General features: G+C 39.2%; 27 protein-coding genes. 13 read left to right on the top strand and 14 right to left on the bottom strand.

Features of this window, described 5'->3' with window-relative positions; all coding sequences use genetic code 11:
* The first annotated feature begins 10 nt into the window (after nucleotides 1-10).
* On the top strand, nucleotides 11-799 hold the full coding sequence (locus tag ABVM50_RS02655; protein WP_405199843.1) for a DUF547 domain-containing protein: 789 nt from the start codon (nucleotides 11-13) through the stop codon (nucleotides 797-799).
* A 5-nt stretch (nucleotides 800-804) separates the two neighbouring features.
* On the top strand, nucleotides 805-1,491 hold the full coding sequence (locus tag ABVM50_RS02650) for a TIGR04283 family arsenosugar biosynthesis glycosyltransferase (protein WP_405199842.1): 687 nt from the start codon (nucleotides 805-807) through the stop codon (nucleotides 1,489-1,491).
* Here the strand turns inward: ABVM50_RS02650 and ABVM50_RS02645 are convergent.
* Nucleotides 1,481-2,509 carry a glycoside hydrolase family 113 gene (locus ABVM50_RS02645; protein WP_405199841.1) on the bottom strand — a complete coding sequence of 343 codons (1,029 nt, stop codon included), beginning with the start codon at nucleotides 2,507-2,509 and terminating at the stop codon, nucleotides 1,481-1,483. The genes ABVM50_RS02650 and ABVM50_RS02645 overlap by 11 nt on opposite strands.
* A 95-nt stretch (nucleotides 2,510-2,604) precedes the next feature.
* On the opposite strand from ABVM50_RS02645, the gene ABVM50_RS02640 reads away from it, so the two are divergent.
* Genes ABVM50_RS02640 through ABVM50_RS02620 form a run of 5 tightly spaced genes read left to right on the top strand, consistent with a single transcriptional unit; the run spans nucleotide 2,605 to nucleotide 9,085 of the window.
* On the top strand, nucleotides 2,605-3,891 hold the full coding sequence (locus tag ABVM50_RS02640) for an NAD(P)/FAD-dependent oxidoreductase (protein ID WP_405199840.1): 1,287 nt from the start codon (nucleotides 2,605-2,607) through the stop codon (nucleotides 3,889-3,891).
* The gene (locus tag ABVM50_RS02635) at nucleotides 3,891-5,486 is read left to right on the top strand and encodes a 4Fe-4S binding protein (protein WP_405199839.1); all 1,596 of its coding nucleotides are present in this window, start codon (nucleotides 3,891-3,893) and stop codon (nucleotides 5,484-5,486) included. The genes ABVM50_RS02640 and ABVM50_RS02635 overlap by 1 nt, the downstream gene beginning before the upstream one ends.
* 55 nt (nucleotides 5,487-5,541) lie before the next feature.
* Nucleotides 5,542-6,234 carry a glycosyltransferase family 2 protein gene (locus ABVM50_RS02630; RefSeq protein ID WP_405199838.1) on the top strand — a complete coding sequence of 231 codons (693 nt, stop codon included), beginning with the start codon at nucleotides 5,542-5,544 and terminating at the stop codon, nucleotides 6,232-6,234.
* The gene (locus ABVM50_RS02625) at nucleotides 6,231-7,706 is read left to right on the top strand and encodes a cellulose synthase family protein (protein WP_405199837.1); all 1,476 of its coding nucleotides are present in this window, start codon (nucleotides 6,231-6,233) and stop codon (nucleotides 7,704-7,706) included. The genes ABVM50_RS02630 and ABVM50_RS02625 overlap by 4 nt, the downstream gene beginning before the upstream one ends.
* Nucleotides 7,707-7,735: 29 nt before the next feature.
* On the top strand, nucleotides 7,736-9,085 hold the full coding sequence (locus ABVM50_RS02620; protein WP_405199836.1) for a mannosyltransferase: 1,350 nt from the start codon (nucleotides 7,736-7,738) through the stop codon (nucleotides 9,083-9,085).
* Here ABVM50_RS02620 and ABVM50_RS02615 read toward each other — a convergent pair.
* From ABVM50_RS02615 to ABVM50_RS02575, 9 genes are all read right to left on the bottom strand, one after another.
* Entirely contained in the window at nucleotides 9,069-9,707 is a 639-nt protein-coding gene (locus ABVM50_RS02615) for a lipid-A-disaccharide synthase N-terminal domain-containing protein (protein WP_141878967.1), read from the bottom strand. The two genes, ABVM50_RS02620 and ABVM50_RS02615, sit on opposite strands and share 17 nt — an antisense overlap.
* Nucleotide 9,708: 1 nt before the next feature.
* Entirely contained in the window at nucleotides 9,709-10,287 is a 579-nt protein-coding gene (locus ABVM50_RS02610) for a hypothetical protein (protein WP_405199835.1), read from the bottom strand.
* 81 nt (nucleotides 10,288-10,368) lie between these two features.
* The gene (locus ABVM50_RS02605) at nucleotides 10,369-11,340 is read right to left on the bottom strand and encodes a deoxyhypusine synthase family protein (protein WP_405199834.1); all 972 of its coding nucleotides are present in this window, start codon (nucleotides 11,338-11,340) and stop codon (nucleotides 10,369-10,371) included.
* Entirely contained in the window at nucleotides 11,333-12,208 is an 876-nt protein-coding gene (speB, locus tag ABVM50_RS02600) for an agmatinase (RefSeq protein ID WP_322301307.1), read from the bottom strand. The genes ABVM50_RS02605 and speB overlap by 8 nt, the downstream gene beginning before the upstream one ends.
* Before the next feature lie 52 nt (nucleotides 12,209-12,260).
* A complete protein-coding gene (locus ABVM50_RS02595) occupies nucleotides 12,261-13,664 on the bottom strand; it encodes an arginine decarboxylase (protein ID WP_405199833.1) in 1,404 nt (467 codons plus the stop codon).
* 277 nt (nucleotides 13,665-13,941) lie between these two features.
* Complete coding sequence (locus ABVM50_RS02590) at nucleotides 13,942-14,781, bottom strand: pseudouridine synthase (RefSeq protein WP_405199832.1); 840 nt, start codon at nucleotides 14,779-14,781, stop codon at nucleotides 13,942-13,944.
* A gap of 81 nt (nucleotides 14,782-14,862) precedes the next feature.
* The gene (locus ABVM50_RS02585; protein ID WP_405199831.1) at nucleotides 14,863-15,768 is read right to left on the bottom strand and encodes a geranylgeranylglycerol-phosphate geranylgeranyltransferase; all 906 of its coding nucleotides are present in this window, start codon (nucleotides 15,766-15,768) and stop codon (nucleotides 14,863-14,865) included.
* Between the two features lie 10 nt (nucleotides 15,769-15,778).
* Nucleotides 15,779-16,717 carry a mevalonate kinase gene (locus ABVM50_RS02580; RefSeq protein WP_141878960.1) on the bottom strand — a complete coding sequence of 313 codons (939 nt, stop codon included), beginning with the start codon at nucleotides 16,715-16,717 and terminating at the stop codon, nucleotides 15,779-15,781.
* 48 nt (nucleotides 16,718-16,765) lie between these two features.
* On the bottom strand, nucleotides 16,766-17,848 hold the full coding sequence (locus tag ABVM50_RS02575) for a diphosphomevalonate/mevalonate 3,5-bisphosphate decarboxylase family protein (RefSeq protein WP_405199830.1): 1,083 nt from the start codon (nucleotides 17,846-17,848) through the stop codon (nucleotides 16,766-16,768).
* 96 nt (nucleotides 17,849-17,944) lie between these two features.
* Between ABVM50_RS02575 and ABVM50_RS02570 the strand changes: the two genes are divergently transcribed.
* Complete coding sequence (locus ABVM50_RS02570; RefSeq protein ID WP_405199829.1) at nucleotides 17,945-18,424, top strand: TspO/MBR family protein; 480 nt, start codon at nucleotides 17,945-17,947, stop codon at nucleotides 18,422-18,424.
* Here ABVM50_RS02570 and ABVM50_RS02565 read toward each other — a convergent pair.
* On the bottom strand, nucleotides 18,414-19,622 hold the full coding sequence (locus tag ABVM50_RS02565) for an NAD(P)/FAD-dependent oxidoreductase (RefSeq protein WP_405199828.1): 1,209 nt from the start codon (nucleotides 19,620-19,622) through the stop codon (nucleotides 18,414-18,416). The two genes, ABVM50_RS02570 and ABVM50_RS02565, sit on opposite strands and share 11 nt — an antisense overlap.
* 45 nt (nucleotides 19,623-19,667) lie before the next feature.
* Nucleotides 19,668-20,381, bottom strand: coding sequence for a glycerophosphodiester phosphodiesterase (locus ABVM50_RS02560; RefSeq protein ID WP_405199827.1), 714 nt, complete (start codon nucleotides 20,379-20,381; stop codon nucleotides 19,668-19,670).
* A 200-nt stretch (nucleotides 20,382-20,581) separates the two neighbouring features.
* Between ABVM50_RS02560 and ABVM50_RS02555 the strand changes: the two genes are divergently transcribed.
* From ABVM50_RS02555 to ABVM50_RS02540, 4 genes are read left to right on the top strand one after another with little or no spacing between them, the layout of a single operon-like run.
* A complete protein-coding gene (locus ABVM50_RS02555; protein ID WP_405199826.1) occupies nucleotides 20,582-21,103 on the top strand; it encodes a DUF421 domain-containing protein in 522 nt (173 codons plus the stop codon).
* Between the two features lie 7 nt (nucleotides 21,104-21,110).
* Nucleotides 21,111-21,794 (top strand): guanitoxin biosynthesis heme-dependent pre-guanitoxin N-hydroxylase GntA, encoded by a 684-nt coding sequence (gene gntA, locus ABVM50_RS02550; RefSeq protein ID WP_405199825.1) that lies wholly within the window; start codon nucleotides 21,111-21,113, stop codon nucleotides 21,792-21,794.
* Between the two features lie 11 nt (nucleotides 21,795-21,805).
* Entirely contained in the window at nucleotides 21,806-22,423 is a 618-nt protein-coding gene (locus ABVM50_RS02545; protein ID WP_405199824.1) for an FMN-binding negative transcriptional regulator, read from the top strand.
* On the top strand, nucleotides 22,423-23,004 hold the full coding sequence (locus tag ABVM50_RS02540) for a DUF1989 domain-containing protein (RefSeq protein WP_405199823.1): 582 nt from the start codon (nucleotides 22,423-22,425) through the stop codon (nucleotides 23,002-23,004). Before ABVM50_RS02545 ends, ABVM50_RS02540 begins: the two co-directional genes overlap by 1 nt.
* On the opposite strand, the gene ABVM50_RS02535 is transcribed toward ABVM50_RS02540, so the two are convergent.
* Both ABVM50_RS02535 and ABVM50_RS02530 read right to left on the bottom strand, forming a co-directional pair.
* Complete coding sequence (locus ABVM50_RS02535) at nucleotides 23,001-23,720, bottom strand: TerC family protein (protein ID WP_405199822.1); 720 nt, start codon at nucleotides 23,718-23,720, stop codon at nucleotides 23,001-23,003. The two genes, ABVM50_RS02540 and ABVM50_RS02535, sit on opposite strands and share 4 nt — an antisense overlap.
* 81 nt (nucleotides 23,721-23,801) lie before the next feature.
* On the bottom strand, nucleotides 23,802-24,290 hold the full coding sequence (locus ABVM50_RS02530; protein WP_405199821.1) for a hypothetical protein: 489 nt from the start codon (nucleotides 24,288-24,290) through the stop codon (nucleotides 23,802-23,804).
* 310 nt (nucleotides 24,291-24,600) lie between these two features.
* Here ABVM50_RS02530 and ABVM50_RS02525 point away from each other — a divergent pair, with 310 nt between their 5' ends.
* The gene (locus ABVM50_RS02525) at nucleotides 24,601-25,935 is read left to right on the top strand and encodes a sugar porter family MFS transporter (RefSeq protein WP_405199820.1); all 1,335 of its coding nucleotides are present in this window, start codon (nucleotides 24,601-24,603) and stop codon (nucleotides 25,933-25,935) included.
* Nucleotides 25,936-25,939 lie beyond the last annotated feature (4 nt).

Here is a 25,939-nt window from a genome sequence, read left to right as displayed (position 1 = left end):
ACATAAAGCTATGAAGAAGGTATTTTTAAGTTTTTTGATCCTGGTCTCAGGGGCATTTATTTGTCAATCCTGTAACCTTATTTCGAGCGCTGGCTTTAACAGTAAAGGATTGCCTACACCAGATTCTGCAAATACTTCTGCAGCTGCAGAGGAAAAAGTAGATCATTCTGGCTGGGATCAACTATTGAAAAAGCATGTGGATGGCGACGGAATGGTAGATTATAAAGGTTTTCAGAAAGACCGGCCAGCGCTTGATAAATATTTAAAGATGCTTTCTTCCATGCAACCAGATGATACCTGGACTCGCAATCAACTTCTGGCATATTATATCAACCTCTATAATGCGTACACGGTGGATCTTATTCTTCGGAATTATCCAACAAAGAGCATTAAGGATATTTCCGGAGCATGGACAAAAGAGTTCGTCAAGATCGGAAATAAAGAAATTTCACTTGGTGCTATTGAAAATAGTCTGTTACGAAAAATGGATGAACCAAGGATTCACTTTGCGATCAATTGCGCGTCTATAAGCTGTCCAAAACTTATCAATGAAGCTTATACCAGCGAGAATATCGAAAAACAACTGGAAAAGGCTACAAATGAATTTATCAATTCAGATAAGAATGAAATCTCCGCTTCCATCCTGAAGCTTTCATCGATCTTTGATTGGTATAAGAATGATTTTACTGAAAATGGATCTTTGATTGAATACATCAATCAATATTCAGAAGTGAAGATCAATTCGAATGCCCAGGTAGACTACAAGAACTACGACTGGAACCTGAACGAAGCAAAATAAGTTCTGTGATAAGTATAATTATCCCGGTCTATAATGAAGAGAAGCAGGTTCCAGCTTTGCTAAAATACCTGGAAACTGCTTCTTCTACTTATATACGGGAAATTCTTGTTGTCGATGGTGGAAGTACAGATGAAACTTCCCAACTTGCCATCGAACACCCAAATGTTACCTATTATCTTTCTGAAAAAGGCCGGGCAGTTCAAATGAATTATGGCGCAAAAAAAGCAAAAGGTGAACTGCTGTATTTCCTGCATGCCGATAGTTACCCACCAGAAAATTTTGATGTTTTAATCATGGAGGCTGTCAGAAAAGGCAATAATTGCGGCTGTTTTCAAATGCGCTTTGACAAGGATCACTGGTGGCTGAATTTGATGGGGCAATTCACAAAATTTAATCATCTATCCTGTAGAGGAGGAGATCAATCTTTGTTCGTAACCAAAGATCTATTTGATTCCCTTAGCGGTTTTGATGAAAGTTATACGGTTTACGAAGACAACGAATTTATAAAGCGTTTATATGAGCATGGATCATTCACAGTGATCAGGAAATGGCTTACAACTTCTGCGCGTTTATACGAGCGCATGGGTGTCTGGAAAACACAAAAGTTGTTCCTTGAGATCTACTGGAAAAGAAGATTTGGTGCTACTGCCGAAGATTTACGCTCTCATTATTGTAAACGGATTAATTCCTGAAGCTACCATAAAAGCTTTTCAACTCCTTTTCTGCTGGTTTATTCTGCGGAGTGAATCGGGAATTTTCGAGTCCGCCGCTATTGGTTCCCTGATGCCATTTCCATAGAAAACCACCTGCAAACCATTCTTTAGACCAAACCTGTTCAAAAAGAACTTTATAAGCATTTGCCTGTAAATTAAAATTGATACCGGGATGTTCCCGTTCAGAATTCCAAGGCGTTTTCAAGGCATGGTCAATACTTCTATATCCAAATTCTGTAAAAATTATTTGCTTCTGAAATTTATCAGATACAGATTCAAGTGAACTAAGATGAGGTTCCCAGCCTTCTTTTATTTGATCAATATCGGGAGAAGCTTCGTCACTTATAGGAAAGTAAGCGTCCACGCCAATATAATTCAGTTCATCCCATATCGTAGTTTGATCAAATTTATCCCAGTTTTCAGCATAAGTTATTTCACCACAGTATATTTTTCTCACTTCGGAAATCAGATTTTTCCAGAAGACGGGTCTGTTGCTCACAAAATTGAAAAGTTCGGTTCCAATACAGAATAATTCCACATCTAGTTCTTCTGAAATTTCAGCATATAAAAGAATAAATTCAGCATAAGAATCTTCGAATTGTTTCCAGTCTTCTTCAGTTTCAAATTCGAGATCCCCGGTGAAAGCACCATTTCTAATCCAGATCTGCGGCTTCATCATGATCTTTAGATTACGCTCTCTTAATTTAGATACAGTATGCTCAATACCTTCCTTGCGTTCTCCAAACCACTGCCGATTAATGTTAAATTTTATTTGAGGTTCCTGGCTGTCCGCTAGAAAACCAAAGGGCATCAGGGCAATGTAATTGGCTTCAGTTTCAGCAACATAGTTTACTTCAGTATCGAGAATAGAATCCCGGGAAGCAACCAGGCTAATCCCATTCATTTTAGGTGATCGTTGATTTGTTTGACAGGACGCTGTTAGTAAACCGACCATTAGAAAGATCTGAATTATAAGGAGTGCCGATTTCCACTGCATGATTGAGCGATTATTGAGTAGTATAATTGGGTTTGTAGTTATTTTCAGCTTACTTTACTAAGTATATTCTGGCCTGTAGCAAATTATAAAAATAAATGGAGCATATCGTTATCATTGGAAATGGAATTGCAGGTATCACTGCTGCCCGGCATATTAGAAAAGCTTCAGACTGCAAGATCACCGTAATTTCCGGGGAATCTGACTATTTTTTCTCACGTACCGCTTTAATGTATCTCTATATGGGACATATGAAATGGGGCCATCTAAAGCCTTATGAAGACTGGTTCTGGGAGAACAATCGAATAGGACTTAAGAAAGCCTGGGTTGATCACATAGATTTTCAAAATAAAGAACTCAGTTTTTCTTCCGAAGAAACATTGCACTACGACAAGCTTATTCTGGCTACCGGTTCTTTGCCGAATCGCTTTGGCTGGCCAGGAGAAAATCTCAATGGCGTGCAGGGAATGGTCACCAAACAAGACCTGGAAAAACTGGAGGAAAGAACCTCCAGTATCAAACAGGCGGTTGTCATTGGGGGCGGACTCATTGGTGTGGAACTGGCAGAAATGCTGCATACAAGAAAGATTCCAGTGACTTTACTGGTGAGAGAAAAAGGCTTTTGGAGCGGCGTATTGCCACCACAGGATGCAAAGATGATATCTGAGCATATCCTGGCGCATGGAATAGACCTTCGTCACGAAACAGAACTTGAGGAGGTTCTTGGAGATGAACAGGGCAACGTTCGCGCTATTAGAACCAAATCTGGGGAAGAGATCAATTGCGAATTTGTTGGTCTTTGCGCAGGTGTAAAACCTAATATCAACTTTCTTGAGAACCTGGAAATTGAAACCGAAAAAGGCATCCTCGTGAACGAATTTCTCGAAACCAGTATTCCAGATGTTTACGCGATTGGTGATTGTGCACAACAAAGAAAAGCCATAGGAGAACGAAAACCGGTGGAAGCAGTATGGTACACTGGCAGAATCATGGGTGAAACTGTAGCCAGAACGATTACTGGAAACCGAACTCCTTACCAACCAGGTAACTGGTTTAATTCTGCTAAATTCTTCGATATAGAATATCAAACATATGGCTGGGTGTTTAATAAGCCTGGTGTAAATGAGCAGCATTTTCACTGGCAGCACGAAAGTGGAGAAAAGGCGATCACGATCGCTTTTGATACTGAATCAGGAAAATTCAAGGGAATCAATACCTTCGGAATACGAATGCGACAGGAGGTATTCGATAAATGGCTGAATGAAGGAAAGACGATAAACCACGTGTTATCAAACCTCAAAGCAGCCAATTTTGATCCCGAATTTTATGAACATCACGAGGCCGAGATTTTTAAAAGTTTTACGAACAATTTACAAAGCACCTAATGAGTAGAATTGAACAAAATATGTCGGTAACCGGCGAAGCTGCAGCATCTCTCAATACAGGACAGAAAATATCGACTTTGCTGGGGATGTCTGGACTCATCATTCTTTGTCTCGCTGCTTTCAATCTAAATTTCCCCAATAAGGTTCTTTGGCTAAGTATCGCTTTAGGATCGATCACTGCAGGAATTGTGTGGTTTGCTCAGGCTACCTATTCGAGCACGCATGCAGGCATTAAGAACGACGGAGTCTGGTTTAAAAGTATGACCAATCGCGGTTACGTGGCTTATCTTACAGGTGTTGGCTTGACCGGGTTCTATATACTGCTCTATTTCTATCCTCAATATCTTGGTTTAAGGGCAGAAGGGGATAACGTAGGATTGATCGCTCTGTTTGATCCTCTGAGTTACTTGTTAAGCGGTAATCCGGCGAGCCAGTGGTTCGTATATGGAACTTTGTATACCATTGCTATTCTGGCCTTTGGAGTGAAATTCCTATGGAAATACCGGCATAATCGCTATGAGAAATTAAGAACTTTTAGTGTGATGTTCTTTCAGCTGGCATTCGCATTTCTTATTCCTGAATTTATGTCCAGGCTTAACGACGATGGGATGAACCTGCCGTATTACGATCTTAAGAATATCTGGCCGCTTAATTATTATAATTTCGAACAATACCGGGTAGATGGTTTTCTCTCATCGGGTAATATAGGACTGGCTTTGCTAATTTTCGGTGTGGTTTCAATATTTGTGATCACCCCGATTCTGACTTATAAATACGGGAAAAGATGGTATTGCAGCTGGGTTTGTGGCTGCGGAGGTCTCGCTGAAACTGCTGGAGATCCTTACCGCCAACTTTCAGATAAGAGTCTTTTTGCCTGGAAGGTTGAGCGATGGGTGGTGCATAGTGTGCTTGTTTTCGTCGTTTTGATGACTACTGCTGTCATCTACAGTTACCTTGGCTATGATTCTTCAAAATACTGGCTTACACGTGATGTCTTCCTGATTGGTGTTGGGACATTTCTCACCTTGCTTTTTGCAGCGATCTGGTATTTTAAAAGAGAAGAATTACAGAAGGACGCACGATACGGTGCAATTGGATATCTCGTAATCATCCTGGGATTAATAGCTTTTCACTATTTCAGCGGGCAGAACTTATTCTTGTTTAATGCGGAAAGCCTTCGCCAGGCTTATGGTTTTCTGATAGGGGCAATATTTAGCGGAGTCATTGGAACTGGTTTTTATCCAATTTTCGGGAATCGTGTATGGTGTAGATTTGGCTGTCCAATGGCGGCAGTTTTAGGAATGCAACAACGTCTATTCTCAAAATTCAGAATTACGACCAACGGCGGTCAATGTATTTCCTGTGGAAATTGTTCTACCTATTGCGAAATGGGGATCGATGTACGGGCATACGCACAAAAAGGTGAGAATATCGTTAGATCCAGTTGTGTTGGCTGCGGAATCTGCTCAGCGGTTTGTCCAAGAGGTGTACTCAAACTGGAGAATGGATCTACCAATAACCGAATCACGGCAGAAAATGGAGTTGTGGGGGAGAATGTAGATCTTTTAGATCTTCTGAAGCAGAAAAGCTTATAATTTGTAAGGAGTTCGCTTATTTTCGCACTTCTTAAGCTGAACTGAATAACTGCCCATGCATTCTTCCATAAAAGTGATCATTCCGGCCTATAATGAAGCCGATTCGATTGGTTTGGTAATCGCAGCTATTCCTGACATTGTAGAAGAAGTCATTGTGGTTAGCAATAATTCTACAGATGCTACTGAAGCAAATGCTGCTGCTGCCGGTGCTACAGTCCTGCAGGAGAATCGAAAAGGTTATGGCTATGCCTGTCTAAAGGGAATGCAATACATCTCTGAACAGTCTAAAAAGCCGAATATTATAGTTTTTCTGGACGGAGATTATTCAGATTATCCTTCAGAATTAGTAAGGATCATTCAGCCGATCATTGAAGATAACAAAGATTTTGTAGTAGGAGCGAGGGTAAAAGAATGGCGGGAAACTGGTTCGATGACCTTTCCGCAGATCTTTGGAAACTGGCTGGCTAAAAGTTTAATGAAATTGTTCTTCAACTCTACTTTTACAGATCTTGGACCTTTTCGAGCGATCAAATATGAAAAATTACTTCAGCTGGAGATGCAAGACAAGACCTATGGCTGGACGGTTGAAATGCAATTAAAAGCACTTAGGAAAAATTTAGATTACTCCGAGATCCCAGTGCATTATCGAAACCGGATCGGGGTTTCCAAAGTTTCAGGAACACTTAAAGGTGCTATCTTTGCAGGTGTGAAAATATTGGGATGGATCTTCAAATACAGTTTTAAATGATAGACCTGCTGGTGATCATACTATACACGCTTGCGTTGCTGGTTATCTTCATCTACAGCCTCTCGCAGCTACACCTTTTGCTCAATTACCTCAAAGCTTTAAAATCCACCGAGACTGCGGAAAAATTTAACTTCGAAGCGAACGATGACTATCCATTTGTCACCATACAATTGCCGCTTTATAACGAAGAATATGTTGTTGAGCGTTTGCTGAATAATATTGCCAGAATAGAATATCCCAGGGAAAAACTTGAGATCCAGGTCCTGGATGATTCTACAGATGATTCTGTAAACATCACTTCTAAACTTATTGAAAGTCTGAGTCTGGAAGGATTGGATATACGGCATATCTGCAGAGAAACACGGACTGGTTATAAAGCCGGAGCTTTAAAAGAAGGTCTGAAGATCGCTCGCGGAGAGTATATCGCGGTATTTGATTCAGATTTCGTACCTGGCAAAAATTGGCTGAAACAAACCTTGCCTTATTTTAAAAATTCCAGGATTGGTGTGGTGCAAACCCGTTGGGGACATCTAAATCGTGATTATTCGCTACTTACCAGGATACAGGCTTTTGCGCTTGATTTTCATTTTATACTGGAACAAACTGGAAGAAATTTTGGTCGCAATTTTATCAATTTTAACGGGACAGCGGGAATCTGGAGAAAGGAATGTATTCTGGATGCCGGGAACTGGAGTGGCGATACGCTTACAGAAGACCTTGATCTCAGTTATCGGGCCCAGATGAAAAAATGGGAATTTAAGTACCTTGAAAACGTAGAAACTCCAGCCGAATTGCCTGTGGTGATTAGTGCAGCAAGGAGCCAGCAATTTCGGTGGAACAAAGGCGCTGCCGAAAATTTCAGGAAGAACTACGGTAAATTATTAAGAGATAAATCGGCATCATTCAGTACCAAGTTTCATGGGTTCTTTCATCTTTTGAACTCCAGTATGTTTTTGATCGTTTTGTTTCTTGCGGTGCTCAGTTTACCGGTACTTTACATCAAAAATTCCAATCCGGCTTTCGATTGGTATTTTAATCTGGTGGCAGTATTTGCCCTAAGTACGCTCATCTTTTTTCTTTGTTACTATGTCGCCTGGTCAAGAATACATGGAAAAGGACTCAAATCCTTTCTTAAGTTTGTTGGGATGTTCCTAACCTTTTTTTCAATAGCGATGGGCTTTTCAGTTCATAACTCGTTGGCTGTTCTGGAAGGTCATCTCGGGAAACGCTCGGAATTTATAAGAACACCAAAATTCAATATTAGTGAGAGTGGTGACAAATGGAAGGGTAATAAATACCTATCCGGTAAGTTTTCAAAAAATATCATTATTGAAGGGATACTGTTTCTTTATTTTGGCTTTGCAATTTTTAGCGCATTCCGACTTCAGGAATTCGGACTCATCATTTTCCACCTCATGCTATTCGCCGGTTTTGGTTTCGTTTTCATACAAAGCTTAAAGTCTGAAGTTTAACTAACTTAGTCGGAAATCCTTATACCGGAATGGATCTAAAACTGCTCAGGCTTTACAAATTCCCAATTCTTATAGCGCTCTCCTGTGTGGCCTTTTACTGGAGTTTTGCATATGGATTAGTCCGCGAAGATTTTGGTCGGCTGTTGATGCTTTATACGGCTTTATGTTTCCTGAGTTACAAGCTCTATAACTTACTACGTCACAATTTCAAATTCCTGGTCATACTTGCGATCATTTTTAGATTGATCTTCTTGTTCGCAATTCCAGAACTTTCGCAGGATTACTTCAGATTTATTTGGGATGGACAGCTTATTATTGCTGGGATTAATCCATATCAATTTATTCCTGCGGAAATTTTCAATGATGTTAATTTTCCGAATACCGAAGTTTTATTACAGGGAATGGGGAGCCTTAGCGCAGGACATTATTCAAACTATCCACCGGTTAATCAGTTGCTATTCGCTGTTTCGTCGTTTCTAGCAAATTCGAGCCAAGTGCTGAATGTGATGTTTCTAAGATCGCTAATTATCGTGGCCGACCTCGGAACGCTCTTTTTTGGTGCTCGTTTGCTTTCAAATCTCAGAATGTCCAGAGATAGGATCTTTCTCTATATCCTCAATCCTTTCATCATCATAGAAATGAGCGGAAATTTGCATTTTGAGTCGGTCATGGTGCTTTTCCTGGTTTGGTCTCTTTATCTATTGCAACAGAAACGCTGGGTAGCTTCTGCAATAGTGCTCGGTTTGTCCATTTCTGTCAAACTGTTACCACTGCTTTTCCTGCCACTCTTCCTCGGTTTTTTTCTGAAGAATTCGAAGCTGTCTTTCTTGAAATTACTCGGATTTTATAGCCTGATAATCCTAACACTGGTGATCTCGTTTGTTCCATTTTATTCCGAAGAGGTGATGGCGAATTTTATGGCAAGTGTTGGATTATGGTTTGGTAAGTTTGAATTCAACGCCTCGGTATATTACCTGGTGAGGTGGATAGGTTTTCAGGTGAAAGGCTATAACATCATTGAGACCGCTGGCAAGATCTTACCCGTAATCACATTTGTTGCGGTTCTACTTCTGACTTTTCTACGGAAGAATGGGACGATGGAGAGCTTGATTAAGAATATGCTATTTGGTATTTCTGTTTATCTACTTCTATCTACAACAGTGCACCCCTGGTATCTGGCAATTCCAGTCTTTCTAAGCGTGTTTACGAGATTTAGATTTATGCTTGTCTGGTGTTTACTGGTCATCCTGAGTTATTCGGCTTATTCCAATACTCAATACGATGAAAATTTTTGGCTGGTAGCCTTAGAATATTTGGTAGTAATTGGATATTTCCTGTATGAACTATTCCTTCAGAAAAGGTCTAGGCTTGTGGATTAGGTTTATTAGATTTCTTCAGAAGATATATATCACGCATATAGATGAGTGCGCCAAAGAAATGTGCAGCCATTAGAACTGGGTCTTCCCGGAATATTCCGTAGGTAAAAAGCAAGCTGGAGCCTATTAAACTAAGGACCCAGAAACCCAGCGGTAATGAAGATTCCTGATTTACTTCAGAATAATACCATTGGTAAAAAAATCTTGAGGTATATACAATTTGAGCTACCAAACCTAAAGCAATGATCCAACCCGCAATATTTTCAGACCTCAATACATCATCCCAGGTTTGTGTTCCAAAAAAAGTGATGTAGGCCGCAATAGCAAATGGGAAAATTATGACCAGTCCTTTAAAGAAGATATTTCGGTTTTTCCATTCGTTCATTAAAGAAAGATTTCGCCAGTATACTCCGTAGATGAGGAACTGCCCTAACATGATTGCAAAATCATCCCGTAAATATCCATAGGTGAATAATAAAATAGAGGCCAGTAAGCTCAGTTTCCAGAATAAAACCGGAGTTTCAACTTCCTTGGATTTTTCAGAAAGAAACCATTGACTTATCAATCTAGCACTAAATAATAGCTGCGCTAAAAAACCTATTGCAAATATTGGCCAGTTTTCCATCTTAGTTATACATTCTTTTAAGGATCTTCTTTAAACTGTTTTTCATCATAGATTGAGCACTTACAGAGAATGCAAAATCCTTACTATCATCAGGAACTTTCAACTCAGACCGTACATGGCTGTAATAAACACTAACTTTTTCATTTAAATTAATGATCTCCAGCGACACCTTGGTCACATTGGCCTCACCAGGTTCGATATTCCCTATCTGTAGAGATCCAAGATCATCTGAAGGCTTTTCAGCTTTGATATTGATGAAATAGTCATAACCTTTTGCTCTTGAAGCCAATTGGACAAGATCTTCCGCTGAACTATTGAAACCAGGTTGTGAGTTGATCAAAGTCCCTGGCGTGTCTTGTATGCTCACAAGTTTTCCATTTGAGATTCGATCTTCTAATTTGTCAAAAATCATCTCTCTTAATTCAAGCCGAACGCTTTCTGGGGCATCAATAATATTTAGTAAGTAGGTGCCTTCCGGAAAGCTATACGTTTTTTGCGATACACTGGAAAACATATAACTGGGTGTATTGCAGGACTGTATTGAAAAGGCGATGATGAGAAAGAGAAAAAGTTTCTTCATTTAATATAAAACAGAAAAGCTGCTCAATATTAGGCAATTTCGCCTGTTGAGCAGCTTCAATGTAAGGTAATTATTTGTTAATTACATATCCAGGAGATAGGCAAATATCAGTGGTGCAACGATGGTCGCATCACTTTCAATAATATGTTTAGGAGTATTTATATCCAGTTTTCCCCAGGTGATCTTTTCATTTGGAACAGCTCCGGAGTAAGAACCGTAACTGGTTGTAGAGTCTGAAATCTGGCAGAAATAGCTCCAGAAAGGAGTATCTGTACGCTCCATATCCTGATAAAGCATTGGAACCACGCAAATTGGGAAATCCCCGGCAATACCACCACCAATCTGGAAGAATCCAATTCCATCTTCGGAATTTTCAGTATACCAGTCGGCAAGGAAAGTCATATATTCAATCCCAGATTTCATCGTACTTGCCTTCAGTTCACCTTTAAGCACGTATGAAGCAAAGATATTTCCTAAGGTAGAATCTTCCCATCCAGGAACCACCATTGGCAGGTTCTTTTCCGCAGCAGCATACATCCAGGAATCTTTTAGGTCGATCTCGTAATGCTCCTCCATAACTCCGCTGAGCAATAACTTATGCAGAAATTCATGTGGGAAATAACGTTGTCCTTTTTCTTCAGCATCTTTCCAGATCTTGAAAATATGATCCTGAATTCTACGGAAAGCCTCTTCTTCAGGAATACAGGTATCTGTAACCCGGTTTAAACCTTTCTCCAATAGATCCCACTCATCCTGAGCGGTAAGATCACGATAATTTGGAACTCGTTTGTAATGTGAATGCGCTACAAGATTCATCACGTCCTCTTCAAGGTTTGCCCCGGTACAGGAAACAATATGCACCTTGTCCTGGCGAATCATCTCGGCAAAGATCTTTCCTATCTCTGCAGTACTCATTGCCCCAGCAAGGGAAACAAGCATTTTTGAACCGCCTTGCAGCTGTTTTTCGTAATCTTTTGCAGCATCTACTAACGCCGCCGCATTAAAATGTAGGTAATATTTTTCTATAAATTGGGAAATATGTCCTTTACTCATCTTCGTCTTCTTCAGTAAAATTTTGGTATTTAAATTTGTAGCTCAGCATTTTGTAATAAAGTTTTGCTGCCAGGAAGTCTGAAGATTTTTCATTCTTATCCGGGCAAAGCTCTACAATATCAAAACCAACCACATTCTTTTTCTTGAACATCATTTTGAGAAATTCCAGTGTCTCATACCAGAATAATCCGCCTGGCTCCGGAGTACCGGTTGAAGGCATGATGCTAGGGTCGAAAGCGTCAAGATCTATAGTGATAAATACGTTTGGAGTCATTTGTCCAATCGCATCTTCCTGCCAGTCTTCGTAAAGATCATGAGCGAAATAAACCTGGTTTTCGTCCATATGATCTTTTTCTGAAATGTCCATGGAGCGAATTCCTACCTGAACAAGGTTCGTAGTCTTGCTGGCCTCATGAAGCGCACAGGCATGATTGCAGGTTGATCCTTCGTATTCAGGTCTTAGGTCTGCATGAGCATCCAGTTGTACTACCGTAAGGTCTGAGAAAGATTCATTAAAAGCTTTGATACTACCAATAGAAACTGAATGTTCACCCCCAAAGAGGGTTACGAATTTCTCCTGTTTAATATAGTTTTTCGTGGTTTTGTAAACCGCTTCAACCATCTTTTCGGGAGAAGAATCCTCGGTCACCGGTGGTGCGAGATAAATTCCTTTTTTGTAAACCTCAGTATTTGTCTCGATATCATACAGCTCCATATTTTCTGAAGCGTCTAAAAATGCATCCGGACCTTTATCGGCACCTTTCTGCCAGGTACTGGTTCCATCATACGGCACAGGAATCAATACCACTTTTGCTTCGTCTATACGAGCATATTTATCGGGTATCCCGGCGTAATTCTTTTTGCTCATGGCTAATTGAATTGTTTAGTTAGTTGTTTATTAGTTGGTTAAAGGTATCGTTTTAATTATTTCTATCATAGCCAAGAATACTTAGCATGTCTTCAGAGTTCTGTTGTTCGCTGAAAAGTTTCGTTGTGATCTTATCATCTTCATCCCGGTCGATTAAAATATGCTTTGGCTGCGGAATAAGGCAATGCTGTAATCCGCCAAAACCTCCAATCGTATCCTGATATGCACCGGTATTAAAAAACCCTATATATAAAGGCTTCTCTTTTTTAAACTTCGGAAGATAGATCGCGTTAGTATGTTGTTCAGAATTATAATAATCGTCACTGTCACAGGTTAGACCTCCCAGTAAAACTCTTTCATACTCATCATTCCACCTGTTTACTGCCAGCATGACGAATTTTTTACTGATCGCCCAGGTATCTGGTAATGTAGTGATGAACGAAGAGTTGATCATATTCCACTTTTCACGATCGTTCTGCTGCTTCTGGTATAAAACCTCGTAGATCGCACCACCACTTTCACCAACAGTAAAACTTCCAAATTCAGTAAAGATATTTGGAACATCTACTCCGGCTTCTTCACAGGTTAGTTTGATCTGGTTAATGATTTCATCTACCATGTAAGCATAATCATAATCGAAAGCCAGTGAATTCTTGATAGGAAATCCTCCACCAATGTTCAAACTATCCAGGCTAGGACATAATTTCTTTAAACTGGTGTATACTTTCAAACACTTGTTCAATTCATTCCAGTAGTAGGCTGTATCGCGAATCCCGGTATTAATGAAAAAATGCAGCATTTTAAGGTCTACCTGCTCGTTATCCTTCAGTTGTTTATGAAAAAAAGGAACGATGTTCTGGTATCCAATTCCCAATCTTGAGGTATAAAATTCGAATTTTGGCTCTTCTTCCGAAGCAATTCTTATCCCTACCTGGAATTTCCCGTCCACTTTTTCTGAAAGTAGATCCAGTTCCTCATAATTATCGATCACCGGGATACACTTTTCGTGTCCGCTATTGATCAATCTACTTATATTTTCTACGTATTGATCTCTTTTGAAACCGTTACAAATTACCCAATGATCATTGGAGATCTTTCCTGCAGCTTTAAGCTTTTCAACAATATTGATATCAAAAGCTGAAGAAGTTTCAATGTGAATGTCATTCCTTAAAGCTTCCTTGAGAACATGTTCAAAATGGGAGCTTTTGGTGCAATAACAGTAATTATAGGAACCTTTATAATCATGTTTTTCCAAAGCGGCCTGAAACCAGCCTTTTGCTCTGTTGATATTCTGTGATATTTTAGGCAAGTATGTAAACTTGAGTGGAGCGCCATACTGCTCCACAAGCTTCATCAGGTCAATATCATGAAATTTTAATTGTGTTCCTTCCAGTGAAAATTCTTCCTGTGGAAAGTAATAAGTCTGGTCTATGAGATCGCTGTACTTTGTATTCAATTTGCGTAAATGATTTTAAGGCTAAAAATTAGATAATAATTGATAGGGTCAAAAAGATCGACTAATAAATTAATGTTAAGAAAAGAGTTTGACTCGCTCCATTGCTTGACGATAGTTATCTGATCGTCATGGAGTTGCAATGCTGAAGGCTTTTCAGCTAATAAAAAGATATTTCTATTCAATTACCTATAGATCGACAGGAAGCCAGGGAAAATCCTCCGACTTTTGACGTGGTAAATGTATTTAAAAAATTAAAATGGAAAAGCTAAAAAATGAATTAGTGCATCCCAAGGTTGATAACCTCCTGTTCAGTAAGGTTTCTGGTGCGTCCGCGAGACAGATCTTTCTTGGTTAGACCTCCAAAAACAACGCGATCCAGGCTTTCTACATCGTACCCCATGCTCTTAAAGATCCTGGTTACAATATGTTCCTTAATGCTGTAAAGTTCGATCCCAACTTCAGTATGAGGTTTGTCGTCAATAAAGCTAATGCTGGTCACGATCACTTTAGAACCTTCAAGGAAAACTCCTTTTTCGATAGATTCAAGATCTTCCTTGGAAAGAGCTTTACTAAGCGTTACATGATAGATCTGGCGAATTCCATTCTTAGGTTTGGCCAGTTTTTTAGCTAGAGTTCCATCATTGGTAAACAGCAACAGACCCTTTGCCTGGTTATCTAGTTTCCCTACAGGACTTACTCTAGCGTCGGTAACTTTTGAAACAAGTTCCATCACAGTTTTACCACCTTTTTCAGGATTTCCAGTTACAAAAAATCCAGCTGGTTTATTCAGAAGAATATATTGTGGTTTCTCCGGGTTGATTCGGCGACCATCAAAACGAACATCGTCTTCAAGTTTTACTCTATAACCCATCTCTGTAACAGACTTACCGTTCACAGTAACATTACCGGCAGCAATGTACATATCAGCATCTCTACGGGAACAAATTCCAGAGTTTGCGATATATTTATTAAGACGAATACCTTCGGTATTAGAAAGGGGACTCTTCTCCATTTTTGGCTTTACCGGTGCATTCCCACGTGCGTGAGATTTTTTCCGGGTACCACCACCTTGTCTGCCACTATTCTTACCACCTGAAGATCTATCGTTTCTGCTCATTGCCAAAATTTTTGCAAAGATACGTTATCCCGCATGAGGATGCTAAGTATTTGAGAAAACTTTTAAGATGAGGGTATTACCTTAAAAAACCCGGTTGAGCACTTCCTGTAGATCAATAAGTAGAATGCTGAATACGCCTACGACAATGATCAGTTTTAAAATATTATGCAACAAGAGATATTGCCACTTGGCTTTACTGAAATATAAGAGTAGAAGAAAAACACCGAGCAGTAGCAGTGAAGTATAAAAATAATAATTCATGTAACCTGTCTGAAATTGAGTGATCAACAGGTAAATAGGGATAATGGCAACCACTGCACATACAGCAAGACAGAATTTGCTCCATCGCTCCCCGAATACAAGTGGAATGGTTCTGTAATTCTGCGCGAGATCACCCTGCATGTTTTCCAGGTCTTTGACAAGTTCTCGCATAAGGATCATTAAATAGAGGAATACAGCATGAATAAATATTACCGTCTCAAAATTTCTATAATAAACGAAGATGACAAAGAATGGAGTGATCGCAAGAATGGAGGCGACTAGATTCCCGAGAAACAGGATCTTCTTCAGGCGATGTGAGTAGAACCAGATTACAAAAATATATATACTGAAAAATACTACTGCCTTGAATGATACATAGCTGGCAAAAAAGATAGCAGCAAAATTCAGTATAAAATAAACTGACAATTTTGTACGCTGACTAACCACCCGATCAAGCATCGTCTTTTTAGGACGATTGATAAGATCTTTTTCGCTATCGTAAAAGTTGTTGATAATATATCCTGAAGCGATCACAGTAGAGGAAGCCAGGATCAAAAAAAACAGGTTAGCATCAAAAAATACTTCCCGCAAAGGTTTATCTGGGGCAAGTATAAATGCTGAAGTTAAATACTGCGCAAGGACGACCACCAATATATTATATCCCCTAACTACAGAAAATAAACTGAGTATTTTCAGCAGCAGGCGCTTTTTCGCGATCCCTGGCATAAAATTGAGTTTAGAAGTTGTAAACTACTTCCAGGTTGTATCCTTTAAGTGATTTTCTTGCTTTTTCAATATCTTCAGTGAAACCAAGGATGTAACCTCCGCCACCAGACCCACAAAGTTTTAGGTAGTAATCATTAGTTTCGATCCCTTTCTGCCACAGTTTATGGAACTGCGCAGGAATCATTGGTTTGAAATTATCCAGAACGGTATGAGATAGTTTCTTTACGTTCTTGAAAAGCGATTTTACATCTCCTTTCAAAAAGTCATCGACACAGGCATCTGTCTGAGTAACGAACTGGTCCTTCAGCATTTTTCTGAAAGGTTCCTGTTTCATATTCTCCATAAAAATACTAACCATTGGTGCAGTATCCCCGGTAATTCCGCTGTCTAATAAAAACACTGCTCCCGTACCATTTTCAGTTTGAGAAGGAATCCCTGCAGGTTCAATATTCTCTTTGGAATTGATAAGGATAGGAATGCTCAAATATGAATTAAGCGGATCCAGTCCTGAAGATTTTCCGTGAAAAAAAGATTCCATTTCGCCGAAGATCTTTTTCAGCTTTAATAATTTGTCCCGGGTAAGATTCTCCAGAACGGTGATCTTGTCATGGGCATATTTGTCATAAATAGCGGCAACTAAAGCGCCACTACTACCAACACCATAGCCTTGAGGAATACTTGAATCAAAATACATTCCGCTGGAAATATCAGCCTTAAGAGCTTCAATATCAAATTTTACAAGTTCCGGATTGTTTTCCTGAAGTGCTTCAAGGTAAGCAGCAAACTTACGCAGGTTGGTATTCGATTTTTTAGCCTCTTCAGTGTCATTGTCAGACAACTTCAGGGCGCCATTATAAAAATTATACGGAATCGATAAACCTTTGGAATCTTTAATGATCCCGTATTCTCCGAAGAGAAGAATTTTTGAGTAAAATAAAGGTCCTTTCATAAGCATTCAGGTTCAGTAGGCAGAAATGTAGCCGCAAACTTGTTAAAATTACAATTTTTTTGCACCATTCCCAACCTGGTCGCAAATATAGTGTCCATTCTCACAATACGCAACTAACTCATTCTTAATGAACTCTAAAACTTTAGGAGCGTGAGCTTCAGGATATAGCAAATGTACATTAGCACCAGCATCCAGCGTGAAACAAGCGGGAATACCCGTATCTTCTCTAAACTTCCAGATCCTGTTAATAATTTCCAGCGTGTTCGGTTTCATAAGAATAAAATACGGCTGACTACTCATCATCATGGCGTGAAGTGTCAATGCCTCACTTTCCACAATTTTTATGAATTCTGAATAATCACCAGATTTCAATGTGGGAATCAGCTTGCTTAAATTGTTATGAGCTTGTTTGAAGCGCTCCTCAGCAAAGGGATGCCCATGCATTAGATCATGGCCCACCGTGCTGCTAACCTGCTTTTCACCTTTATCCACAAGTAGAATAGTATCTTGAAAATTTTGAAAGTTCTCATGTAATTTATCTTCATACCTGATGGCAAAAAGATCTGATGAACTCTCAAAATCATTATGTTTTCCCCAGATCATAAGATCGCCCTGAATACTTCTGGAGGCACTCCCGGAACCAAGTCTTGCGAGGAAAGATGCTTTTCTCTGGAAGTGTTCTTCGCTTATATCAGGATTTAGCTGACTTTCAAGATCCATAATACAAAGGGCAAGTGCGCTCATCCCTGAAGCAGAAGACGCTATGCCGCTACTGTGAGGAAAGCTGTTTTCACTTCTTATAATAAACTTGTAATCAATTAGATAGGGGCAATATGCCTGAATGCGCTCAAAAAACTTCTGAATCTTGGGTTTGAAATCTTCTTTAGGTTTATCCTCAAAATAGAAATCAAACTCAAAACTGTCAGATTTATCCTCTTTTTTCTGAAATTCCAGGCTAGTAGTTGACCTGCAATGGTTTAGCGTAAAACTAATAGACGGATTTGCAGGGATTTGATGTTGCTTCTTACCCCAGTATTTAACCAGTGCTATATTACTTGGGGATTGCCAGCTTACTTTGCCAGACTTTACTTCATTGGAATACATGGAGGGAACAAATTCCTGATGCGTCATTCTGAAAAATTTTTGTCAAAGTTAAACTTTATGTAAAGATCTGGAGATGTTTCCTTTTAAATAAATTGCTATTTTAGTGAGAGTAACCAACCAGATATGACCACAAAACTTCTCATAAGAAGCACTTTTGCGGTAGGCATTTGTCTTGTCTTCGGTCTGCTTGGTGCGATCGCTATTCAAACAGGAATGGCAGATTGGTATACAGGTTTGCAAAAACCCTGGTTCTACGTAAAAGACGATATTTTAAGCTCGATCTGGCTATTTATGTATGTTTTGCTTGGAGTCGCTGCTGGAATCGTTTGGAGTAAAGGTTTCTATCACAAATGGGTGAAAACAGCACTTTACCATTTTGGTTTCCAGTTATTCCTGAATGGTTTCTGGTTCCTGTTGTTCTTTGCTCTTGAAAAACCAGTCCTCGCGCTATTGGATCTGGCACTGCTTTTTGTGGTTACACTTTTCACCATTAAATGGTTTAAGATTGTAAGTAATACAGCTGCTTATATGCTCATTCCATATGCAGTATGGATTCTTCTGGCCTTCGCTTTTAATTTCGAGATCTGGCGTCTTAACTCATAGCCTTTGCAGCAAGAAATCCACCAGTCCACGCGTTCTGAAAATTAAAACCTCCAGTAATTGCATCTATATTCAGAATCTCCCCGGCAAAATATAGATTTGGGTGTAGTTTGCTTTCAAATGTTTGAAAATCTACTTCTTTTAGATCGATTCCTCCAGCGGTTACAAATTCTTCTTTGAAAGTACTTTTGCCGTTCACATTAAACTCGGCCGCTGTAAGCTGTGCGCCCAGATTCGACAATTGCTGTTTGTTGAGGTCTGCCCATTTACTATCCTGAGAAATGCCAGCAGCAAGAACAAGGCTATGCCATAGTCTTTTTGGAAGGTCGAACTGAGCTCTTTTATAAACCTGTTGTTTGGAATGTTCCTGTTTCAAATCTTTTAAAGTCTCGAGGATCGACAGTTCATTTTCACCAGGAATCCAGTTCACTTTTATGCTGAATTTATACTGAAGTTCATTCAAAGCTCTGGCTCCCCATGCTGAAAGCTTTAAGATAGCAGGGCCGCTAAAACCCCAGTGCGTTATAAGTAATGGCCCATCGCTGCTAAGTTTAGCTCCGGGAATCTCTACTTCTGCATCAAGAGCGATGCCGGGAAGATCCTTGATCCTGTCATCTTCAATATTAAACGTGAAAAGGGATGGAACGGCGTCAACGATGGAATGTCCGCTGCTTTTCAAAAGATTCCAGATCTTCGAATTGCTGCCAGTTGCAAGCATCAATTTCTCACAGGAATATTCTTTGGAGCCTACTTCAATTTTCCAGTAATCACCTTCAGTAGAAAAACTTTTTAAACTTTCACCAGTGCGGACTTCAATTTTCAAATTATCGCATTCATTTCTGAAGCATTCAATAATGGTTTCCGAAGAATCTGTAACCGGGAACATTCGTCCGTCATCTTCAGTTTTTAGAGAAACTCCTCTGTCTTCAAACCAGCCAATGGTATCACCGGTCATAAATTTGTGAAAGGGTCCTCGAAGTTCTTTGCTTCCGCGGGGATATTTACGAACCAGTTCAGCAGGAATAAATTCAGCATGAGTGACATTACACCGGCCACCACCTGATATCCGAACCTTATTCAAAACGTCTTTGCCTCTTTCAAGAATAAGGACTTTCAGGGACCTGTTATTTTCAGCAATATTGATGGCTGTAAAAAATCCTGCTGCACCGCCACCTACTATGATCCTGTCGAAATATTCCAAATATGAGCTCTTTGATGGCAAAAATAAACAACTAAGAGCTAGTATCTAATTTTGCAACAACTTAACGGGATTCTGTAATCGATCCGGGTAATCTGAGATGATGCCATCAACCCCGAAATCGATCATTCTTAAGATATCATTCACTTCATTCACGGTCCATACGTTTACCTTAAAGCCATGATCCTGACATAATTTCGTATTATCTCTCGTAATAATTCCTACGGAAGGGTGTATTGCTACTGCATCCAGTTTCTTTCCAAGTTCTATCACTTCAGGTACACTCGCTTTACTCAGGACTGCCAGTGGGATCCTGGAATTGATCTTTCTGACTTCAAACAATTCGTTCTTCTGAAAACTGGAAACCAGAAAGTTGCCATATTCCCAGTTTTCCTTTTCAACTTTATGCCGAATGATTTCTGAAACCGCACTCGCAGTATTCCGACCCTTAAGCTCAATATTGATCTGGCATTTATTCTCGATAAGATCTAGCACTTCGTGTAGCGTAGGAATTTTGAACTGCTCTTCGATCAAAAATGACTGCATTTCTACACTGCTTTTTTTAGCGATTTCTCCGCTGCCATTAGTAGTTCTGTCCAGGGTAAAATCATGAATCACGAACAATTCGCCAGTGGCACATCGATGCACATCGATCTCGATCATATCCACTCCAAGACTGATCGCTTTTTCAATACTTTCCAGTGTGTTCTCAGCTAGATGAGCTTTAGCACCACGGTGGCCAATTTTATTGATCTTTTCCATTTTTCAAATTTAGAAATTAATGACTTTCCCTGAAAGTTTAGCGGTTTCACTACAAAACTCGGGAATTTAGAAATGATTATGACAGCTTAACATTTAATTAATTAAAAGCCGGGGTAAATTGAATTTCAACCAAAAATCGGGTGTATTCTAAGGTAATTCTCTTGGTAATATTTATTCATCGGATTAAAAATCTAAATTAAATGGACAAGTGGTTCGCATTTGACATTCCTTCCTTTGTTGCAATTATACTAACAGCAATAGGGATTTATATCGCAATTGTCATCTTTACCCGGATCGCCGGTAAAAGAAGTTTTTCTAAAATGTCCAGTTTTGACTTTGCTATGACCGTAGCTCTTGGGTCTATGGTAGCAACTACCGTTCTAAGTAAAAGCGTGAGCTTATGGGAGGGTGTAGTTGGTATCGCAGCTGTATATATTTTACAGCTATTTGTGGCTATCCTGCGTAGGTTCAAAGCGGTTCAAAATGTAGTGGACAATGGTCCTTTGATGCTTATGGATGGACAAACAATCCTACATGAAAATTTGAAAAAGGCCCGGGTGACTGAAGCAGATCTTCGTTCTAAGTTAAGAGAAGCGAATGTGATCAGGCTGAAAGAAGTGAGAGCGGTGGTTTTCGAAGCAACCGGTGATATTTCGGTTTTACATACTGATAAGGACGACGAGGAATTGGAAGATTATCTATATAAAGACGTTTCAAAATAGAAAGAAGATGCAGGTAAAGGAAAGAACAAAACGGAAGAGTTTAAAAGCTGTTTCAGATGAACAGATAAAGGCAGAATATGCCGAATTTATTCTTGAGAATGAGCACCCATGTATCATGGCTAAGACTATTTTCACCATGGACCAGTTCACTCTCAAAACTTATGATGACTTTGGAAGTATGGAGACTTCTGCCAGATTATTAAAGGATCTAAAAGACTATATTGAAGCTTACGATTTTGAATCGAATGATTTCAAAACATTCCTGGCAGTATTTCCAAATACTCCGGAATATTCTGAAATTTGCTTCGAAGAATTACTATGGAAGCAATTAGGCAACATTCATAAACTGGATAATGAGCCATGGGATCCCGCGGTGAGTGATAACCCCAATGACGAAAATTTTAGTTTTAGCATTGGTGGAAAAGCATTTTATGTTGTGGGATTGCATCCAAATTCTTCTAGAAAGGCAAGACAAAGTCCATATACTACTCTGACATTCAATTTACACTGGCAGTTCGAAAAACTCAGGGATATGGGAACCTATCAAAAAGTTCGCGATAGAATTCGTGATCGGGATGTAGCTTTGCAGGGTTCGATCAACCCGATGTTGGAAGACTTTGGAAATAACAGTGAGGCTAAGCAATATAGTGGGCGTAAAGTTGATAAAGAATGGAAATGCCCTTTTCATTAGGAAATTAAAAAATGTACAGACCAAAAAAATACCGGAAAGATGAGGATGAATTTATTCTCCCATTTATTCGGAAATTTCCTTTTGCCACGTTCGTTCTCAAAGGAGAACATCTTCTAGCTACGCATATTCCTGTGCTTATCGATCAATCTGAAGATGATAATTGGAGATTATTTTCGCATATCGCAAACCATAATGAACAGCAACAATTTCTGAAGGATGATGTTGAGGTATTAGTGATATTTCAAGGTGCTCACTCTTATGTTTCCTCTTCCTGGTACGAAGAAGCAGACATCAGTACCTGGGATTATTCGGCAGTGCATGTGAATGGAAAAATTAAACTTCAGTCAGATTCAGAACTAAGAGAATCTCTATCAAAGCTGGTAGCTAATTTCGAGAAGGAGCAGAAAAATCCTCTTTACTACGATAAAATTCCGAAGAAAATGCTGGAAGATCACCTTCCGCAGATCACAGGGTTCTGGATCGATCCTGTAAAAGTTGAAGGTATCGCAAAACTACACCAGTCTTACCATTCTAAAGATGTCGAAAGAGTAGTAAGCAAATTAGATGCTTCAGAAGATCCTCTAAAAAATCAAATTTCAGAAGACATTAAAAACGAACATAATTTATAATGATTGAAGTAATTAAAAGACAAACGGGTGCGGCATTCAGACTAAAAAAAGGTCAGAAATTAAAAGTGATCGATCCAAATGGTGAACAGGTAAGCGATATGGTTCTTTTTAATGCGAAAGATACCCGGGAAAAGATCTCTTCCGGCAAAACTCTGGATTTTCAGGAAAGTATTTTGATTAGTCAGGGTGATCATCTCTGGAGTAACAGGAGTAATCAAATGATGGAGATCCTGGAGGATACGAACGGTCGAAATGACTTTTTACTTGCGCCGTGCAGTCCTGAAACTTTCCAGATCATGTACGACAATAAGGAGTATCACCCGAGTTGCTTTGAAAATCTTTATACAAACCTGGAAAAGTTCGAAATTCAGCCAGATGATATTCCTACTGCATTCAATATTTTTATGAACGTTCAGTTCGACACTAATGGGAAATTGAGCGTGGATCCACCTTTAAGCAAAGAAGGAGATTATGTTCTGTTCGAAGCGAAGATGGATTTAATAGTTGCACTAACTGCATGTTCTGCAGAAGACAGCAATGGTGGAACCTTTAAGCCAATTCACTACGAAATTATCGATTAAGAATTTTTCCTTCGGTAACGCATATTCAACATTTCTATCGCTAAAGAAAAGAATACAGCAAAGTAGATGTAGCCTTTAGGAACATGGTAATGTGCACCTTCAACGATAAGCATCACTCCAATCAGTATCAAAAATGATAAAGCCAGAATCTGAATAGTTGGATGGTTATTTACAAATTCTCCTACAGGTTTGGCGAAGATCATCATCACGATTATAGAAACAATTACCGCTATTACCATGAGGATAATTTGATCTGTCAAACCTACGGCTGTAAGTATGGAATCAAAAGAGAAAACGATGTCTAGAAGTACGATCTGAACGATCGCAGAGCTAAAACTTATCGTTGGCTTTTTACCTTTTTCGGTCGTATTATTTTCCTCCTGTCCTTCTACCTTATGATGAATTTCAAGAGTACTTTTTATTAATAAGAATATACCACCGGCGACCAGGATAATATCCCGCCAGCTTAATTCAAAATCTGCAACAGTAAGTACCGGTTCGGTAAGTCCAATGATCCATGTGATACTCAACAGCAACAAAATACGCATGATCAACGCAATGGATAAACCGCCTATTCTAGCTTTTTTCTGACTCTCTTCGGGAACTTTTCCCGCTACTATAGAAATAAATATGATATTGTCTATTCCCAGAACGATTTCCAGAAAAGTAAGAGTTAGTAGAGCTACCCAGGTATCTGGTTGTAGAAATATTTCCATGATCAATTGGTTGGTACAGCGTCAAAATTAGATAAAAATGAATTAGTCATAGTTAATATTTTGAGAAACTGATTGAGCCTGTTAATTCTCGAAACCGAATTTAAAATTAATTCCTCCATAGACAGAAATCTGGAAAAAATTATAATCTGTTCGCCAGCGGGATTCACCTCGTAGATAGATAAAGAATCTGTAAAAGTAGAATTCCAGTCGGTTATTGATTGCGAGGGAAGGAAAGGATTTCCAGGGTCTCTGAATTACAGATAGGGAGAGATCGGTTACCGGAATCAGCTTTTTTCCAGGTCGGTACACATAACCAAGATTAAAACCAGATGAAGCATAACTAATGGCTTGAAAAGTTTCGTAATACGCTTCGAAGCTAAAATGTTCATTTCTATATCCCAAAGAAAATATTCCGTCATATGCAGCTGGATTCACAGTGCCACCAAATATTGCATTTCGAACATCAAGTCCTGAACCAGCATAGAAATAAGTTTCTTCACTACTAATCCAGCTTTGAGCAGAAATTTGCGTTGCTAATAATATTAATAAGAATACGATACATTTTTTCATCAAAATAGTTCATAGAAAACCACTCAGCCTAATTGCTGATTAATCGGGTCGCCTTGAATATCTTTTGATGTTTGGTTGAGAATGAAGATAGAACTTACTTTCCGATTAAATGTTTTAGATAATTCAAAAACTAAATATCAAATGTGTATGTCTCGAATTTGGTAATTTTTATCACTAAAAATCTTTAATCTGTTTATAGTTGGTTTAGTTTATTTAATAATTCTTAAATTCTGCACTTAATTTTGAATATTAGATGGTTCAGTTATGAAATCTGGCGGACTTTGATATCCAATCTTATTTAATTACGATTATGAATAAAATTTTCTTCTATTCCATAAGTGCAGCCCTTGCCGGGTTTCTTTTTGGATTTGATACAGTAGTAATTTCCGGAGCAGATAAACAATTACAGGCATTATGGGGGACTTCAGATGCCTTCCACGGTTCTGTTGTGATGGCCATGGCTTTATGGGGTACTGTAGTTGGAGCGATCTTCGGAGGTATTCCCACAAATAAGTTTGGTAGGAAAAATACACTTATTGTTATTGGAATCCTATATTTTATTTCGGCTTTGGGTTCATCTCTGGTAGACGATCCTTATACCTTTGCATTCTTTAGATTTCTGGGTGGACTTGGAGTAGGAGCTTCTACCATCACCGCACCAGCGTATGTATCTGAAATAGCACCGGCCAATAAACGCGGTAAATTGGTAGCCCTGTACCAGTTCAATATCGTTCTGGGGATTCTTATCGCTTTTCTTTCCAATTACCTGTTAAGAAATACCGGAGAAGAACCATGGAGATGGATGGTTGGTGTAGAGGCTATTCCAGCTTTCCTGTATATTCTGTTCGTTATCGGAATTCCTAAGAGTCCGCGTTGGTTGGTCTCTAAAGGAAGAATGGCCGAGGCTAAACGCATTCTGGAAAGGATTAATCCAGGATTAGATGTAAGTGCCAAAGTTCAGGAGATCAGAACACAATCTGATTCTGAAGCTACCGGTGAGAATATCTTTATGAAAAAGTACCGTTTCCCGCTTATTCTCGCATTTTTAATCGCATTTTTCAATCAGTTATCCGGTATCAATGCATTCCTGTATTATGCCCCGAGAATTTTTGAAGCTGCCGGTCTTGGAGAAAGTACAGCATTGCTCAGCAGTATTGGAATTGGAGTTGTTAACCTGTTATTTACCTTATTAGGAGTATTTCTTATTGACAAACTTGGTCGAAAACAACTCTTGTTGTTTGGATCGATAGGCTATATTATATCTCTGTCACTGGTGGCAGCCGCATTTTTTCTGAACTGGGGAGGTCTTTGGGTACCAATATTTTTATTTTTGTTCATAGCTTCACACGCCATAGGACAGGGAGCGGTTATCTGGGTATTTATTTCTGAAATATTCCCCAATAGATTACGTGCTTCAGGGCAGGCATTTGGAAGTTCAACTCACTGGGTGCTTGCCGCGATCATCCCTTCCAGCATTCCGTATTTATTCAGTACCATTGGAGCCGGCTGGGTTTTCGCCTTCTTTGCATTCATGATGGTGCTACAACTGTTTTTCGTTATTTTTATGATGCCAGAAACCAAAGGAAAATCCCTCGAAGAACTGGCGGAAGAATTATCCATTAAAGAAATTTCAACTACAACCTGATATT

It is taken from the genome of Christiangramia sp. LLG6405-1, from assembly GCF_045055805.1.
In the GTDB taxonomy this organism is placed as follows: Bacteria; Bacteroidota; Bacteroidia; order Flavobacteriales; family Flavobacteriaceae; genus Christiangramia.
Note: the sequence above shows the minus strand (reverse complement) of the source record. Positions and strands in the feature narration are given on the sequence as shown.

Excerpts from the sequence above, each read along its gene's own strand:
- ABVM50_RS02655 (WP_405199843.1), top strand. The coding sequence starts at position 11 with ATGAAGAAGGTATTTTTAAGTTTTTTGATCCTGGTCTCAGGGGCATTT.
- ABVM50_RS02645 (WP_405199841.1), bottom strand. The coding sequence starts at position 2,509 with ATGCAGTGGAAATCGGCACTCCTTATAATTCAGATCTTTCTAATGGTC.
- ABVM50_RS02640 (WP_405199840.1), top strand. The coding sequence starts at position 2,605 with ATGGAGCATATCGTTATCATTGGAAATGGAATTGCAGGTATCACTGCT.
- ABVM50_RS02635 (WP_405199839.1), top strand. The coding sequence starts at position 3,891 with ATGAGTAGAATTGAACAAAATATGTCGGTAACCGGCGAAGCTGCAGCA.
- ABVM50_RS02630 (WP_405199838.1), top strand. The coding sequence starts at position 5,542 with ATGCATTCTTCCATAAAAGTGATCATTCCGGCCTATAATGAAGCCGAT.
- ABVM50_RS02625 (WP_405199837.1), top strand. The coding sequence starts at position 6,231 with ATGATAGACCTGCTGGTGATCATACTATACACGCTTGCGTTGCTGGTT.
- ABVM50_RS02620 (WP_405199836.1), top strand. The coding sequence starts at position 7,736 with ATGGATCTAAAACTGCTCAGGCTTTACAAATTCCCAATTCTTATAGCG.
- ABVM50_RS02615 (WP_141878967.1), bottom strand. The coding sequence starts at position 9,707 with ATGGAAAACTGGCCAATATTTGCAATAGGTTTTTTAGCGCAGCTATTA.
- ABVM50_RS02610 (WP_405199835.1), bottom strand. The coding sequence starts at position 10,287 with ATGAAGAAACTTTTTCTCTTTCTCATCATCGCCTTTTCAATACAGTCC.
- ABVM50_RS02605 (WP_405199834.1), bottom strand. The coding sequence starts at position 11,340 with ATGAGTAAAGGACATATTTCCCAATTTATAGAAAAATATTACCTACAT.
- speB (WP_322301307.1), bottom strand. The coding sequence starts at position 12,208 with ATGAGCAAAAAGAATTACGCCGGGATACCCGATAAATATGCTCGTATA.
- ABVM50_RS02590 (WP_405199832.1), bottom strand. The coding sequence starts at position 14,781 with ATGAGCAGAAACGATAGATCTTCAGGTGGTAAGAATAGTGGCAGACAA.
- ABVM50_RS02585 (WP_405199831.1), bottom strand. The coding sequence starts at position 15,768 with ATGCCAGGGATCGCGAAAAAGCGCCTGCTGCTGAAAATACTCAGTTTA.
- ABVM50_RS02580 (WP_141878960.1), bottom strand. The coding sequence starts at position 16,717 with ATGAAAGGACCTTTATTTTACTCAAAAATTCTTCTCTTCGGAGAATAC.
- ABVM50_RS02575 (WP_405199830.1), bottom strand. The coding sequence starts at position 17,848 with ATGACGCATCAGGAATTTGTTCCCTCCATGTATTCCAATGAAGTAAAG.
- ABVM50_RS02570 (WP_405199829.1), top strand. The coding sequence starts at position 17,945 with ATGACCACAAAACTTCTCATAAGAAGCACTTTTGCGGTAGGCATTTGT.
- ABVM50_RS02560 (WP_405199827.1), bottom strand. The coding sequence starts at position 20,381 with ATGGAAAAGATCAATAAAATTGGCCACCGTGGTGCTAAAGCTCATCTA.
- ABVM50_RS02555 (WP_405199826.1), top strand. The coding sequence starts at position 20,582 with ATGGACAAGTGGTTCGCATTTGACATTCCTTCCTTTGTTGCAATTATA.
- gntA (WP_405199825.1), top strand. The coding sequence starts at position 21,111 with ATGCAGGTAAAGGAAAGAACAAAACGGAAGAGTTTAAAAGCTGTTTCA.
- ABVM50_RS02545 (WP_405199824.1), top strand. The coding sequence starts at position 21,806 with ATGTACAGACCAAAAAAATACCGGAAAGATGAGGATGAATTTATTCTC.
- ABVM50_RS02540 (WP_405199823.1), top strand. The coding sequence starts at position 22,423 with ATGATTGAAGTAATTAAAAGACAAACGGGTGCGGCATTCAGACTAAAA.
- ABVM50_RS02535 (WP_405199822.1), bottom strand. The coding sequence starts at position 23,720 with ATGGAAATATTTCTACAACCAGATACCTGGGTAGCTCTACTAACTCTT.
- ABVM50_RS02530 (WP_405199821.1), bottom strand. The coding sequence starts at position 24,290 with ATGAAAAAATGTATCGTATTCTTATTAATATTATTAGCAACGCAAATT.
- ABVM50_RS02525 (WP_405199820.1), top strand. The coding sequence starts at position 24,601 with ATGAATAAAATTTTCTTCTATTCCATAAGTGCAGCCCTTGCCGGGTTT.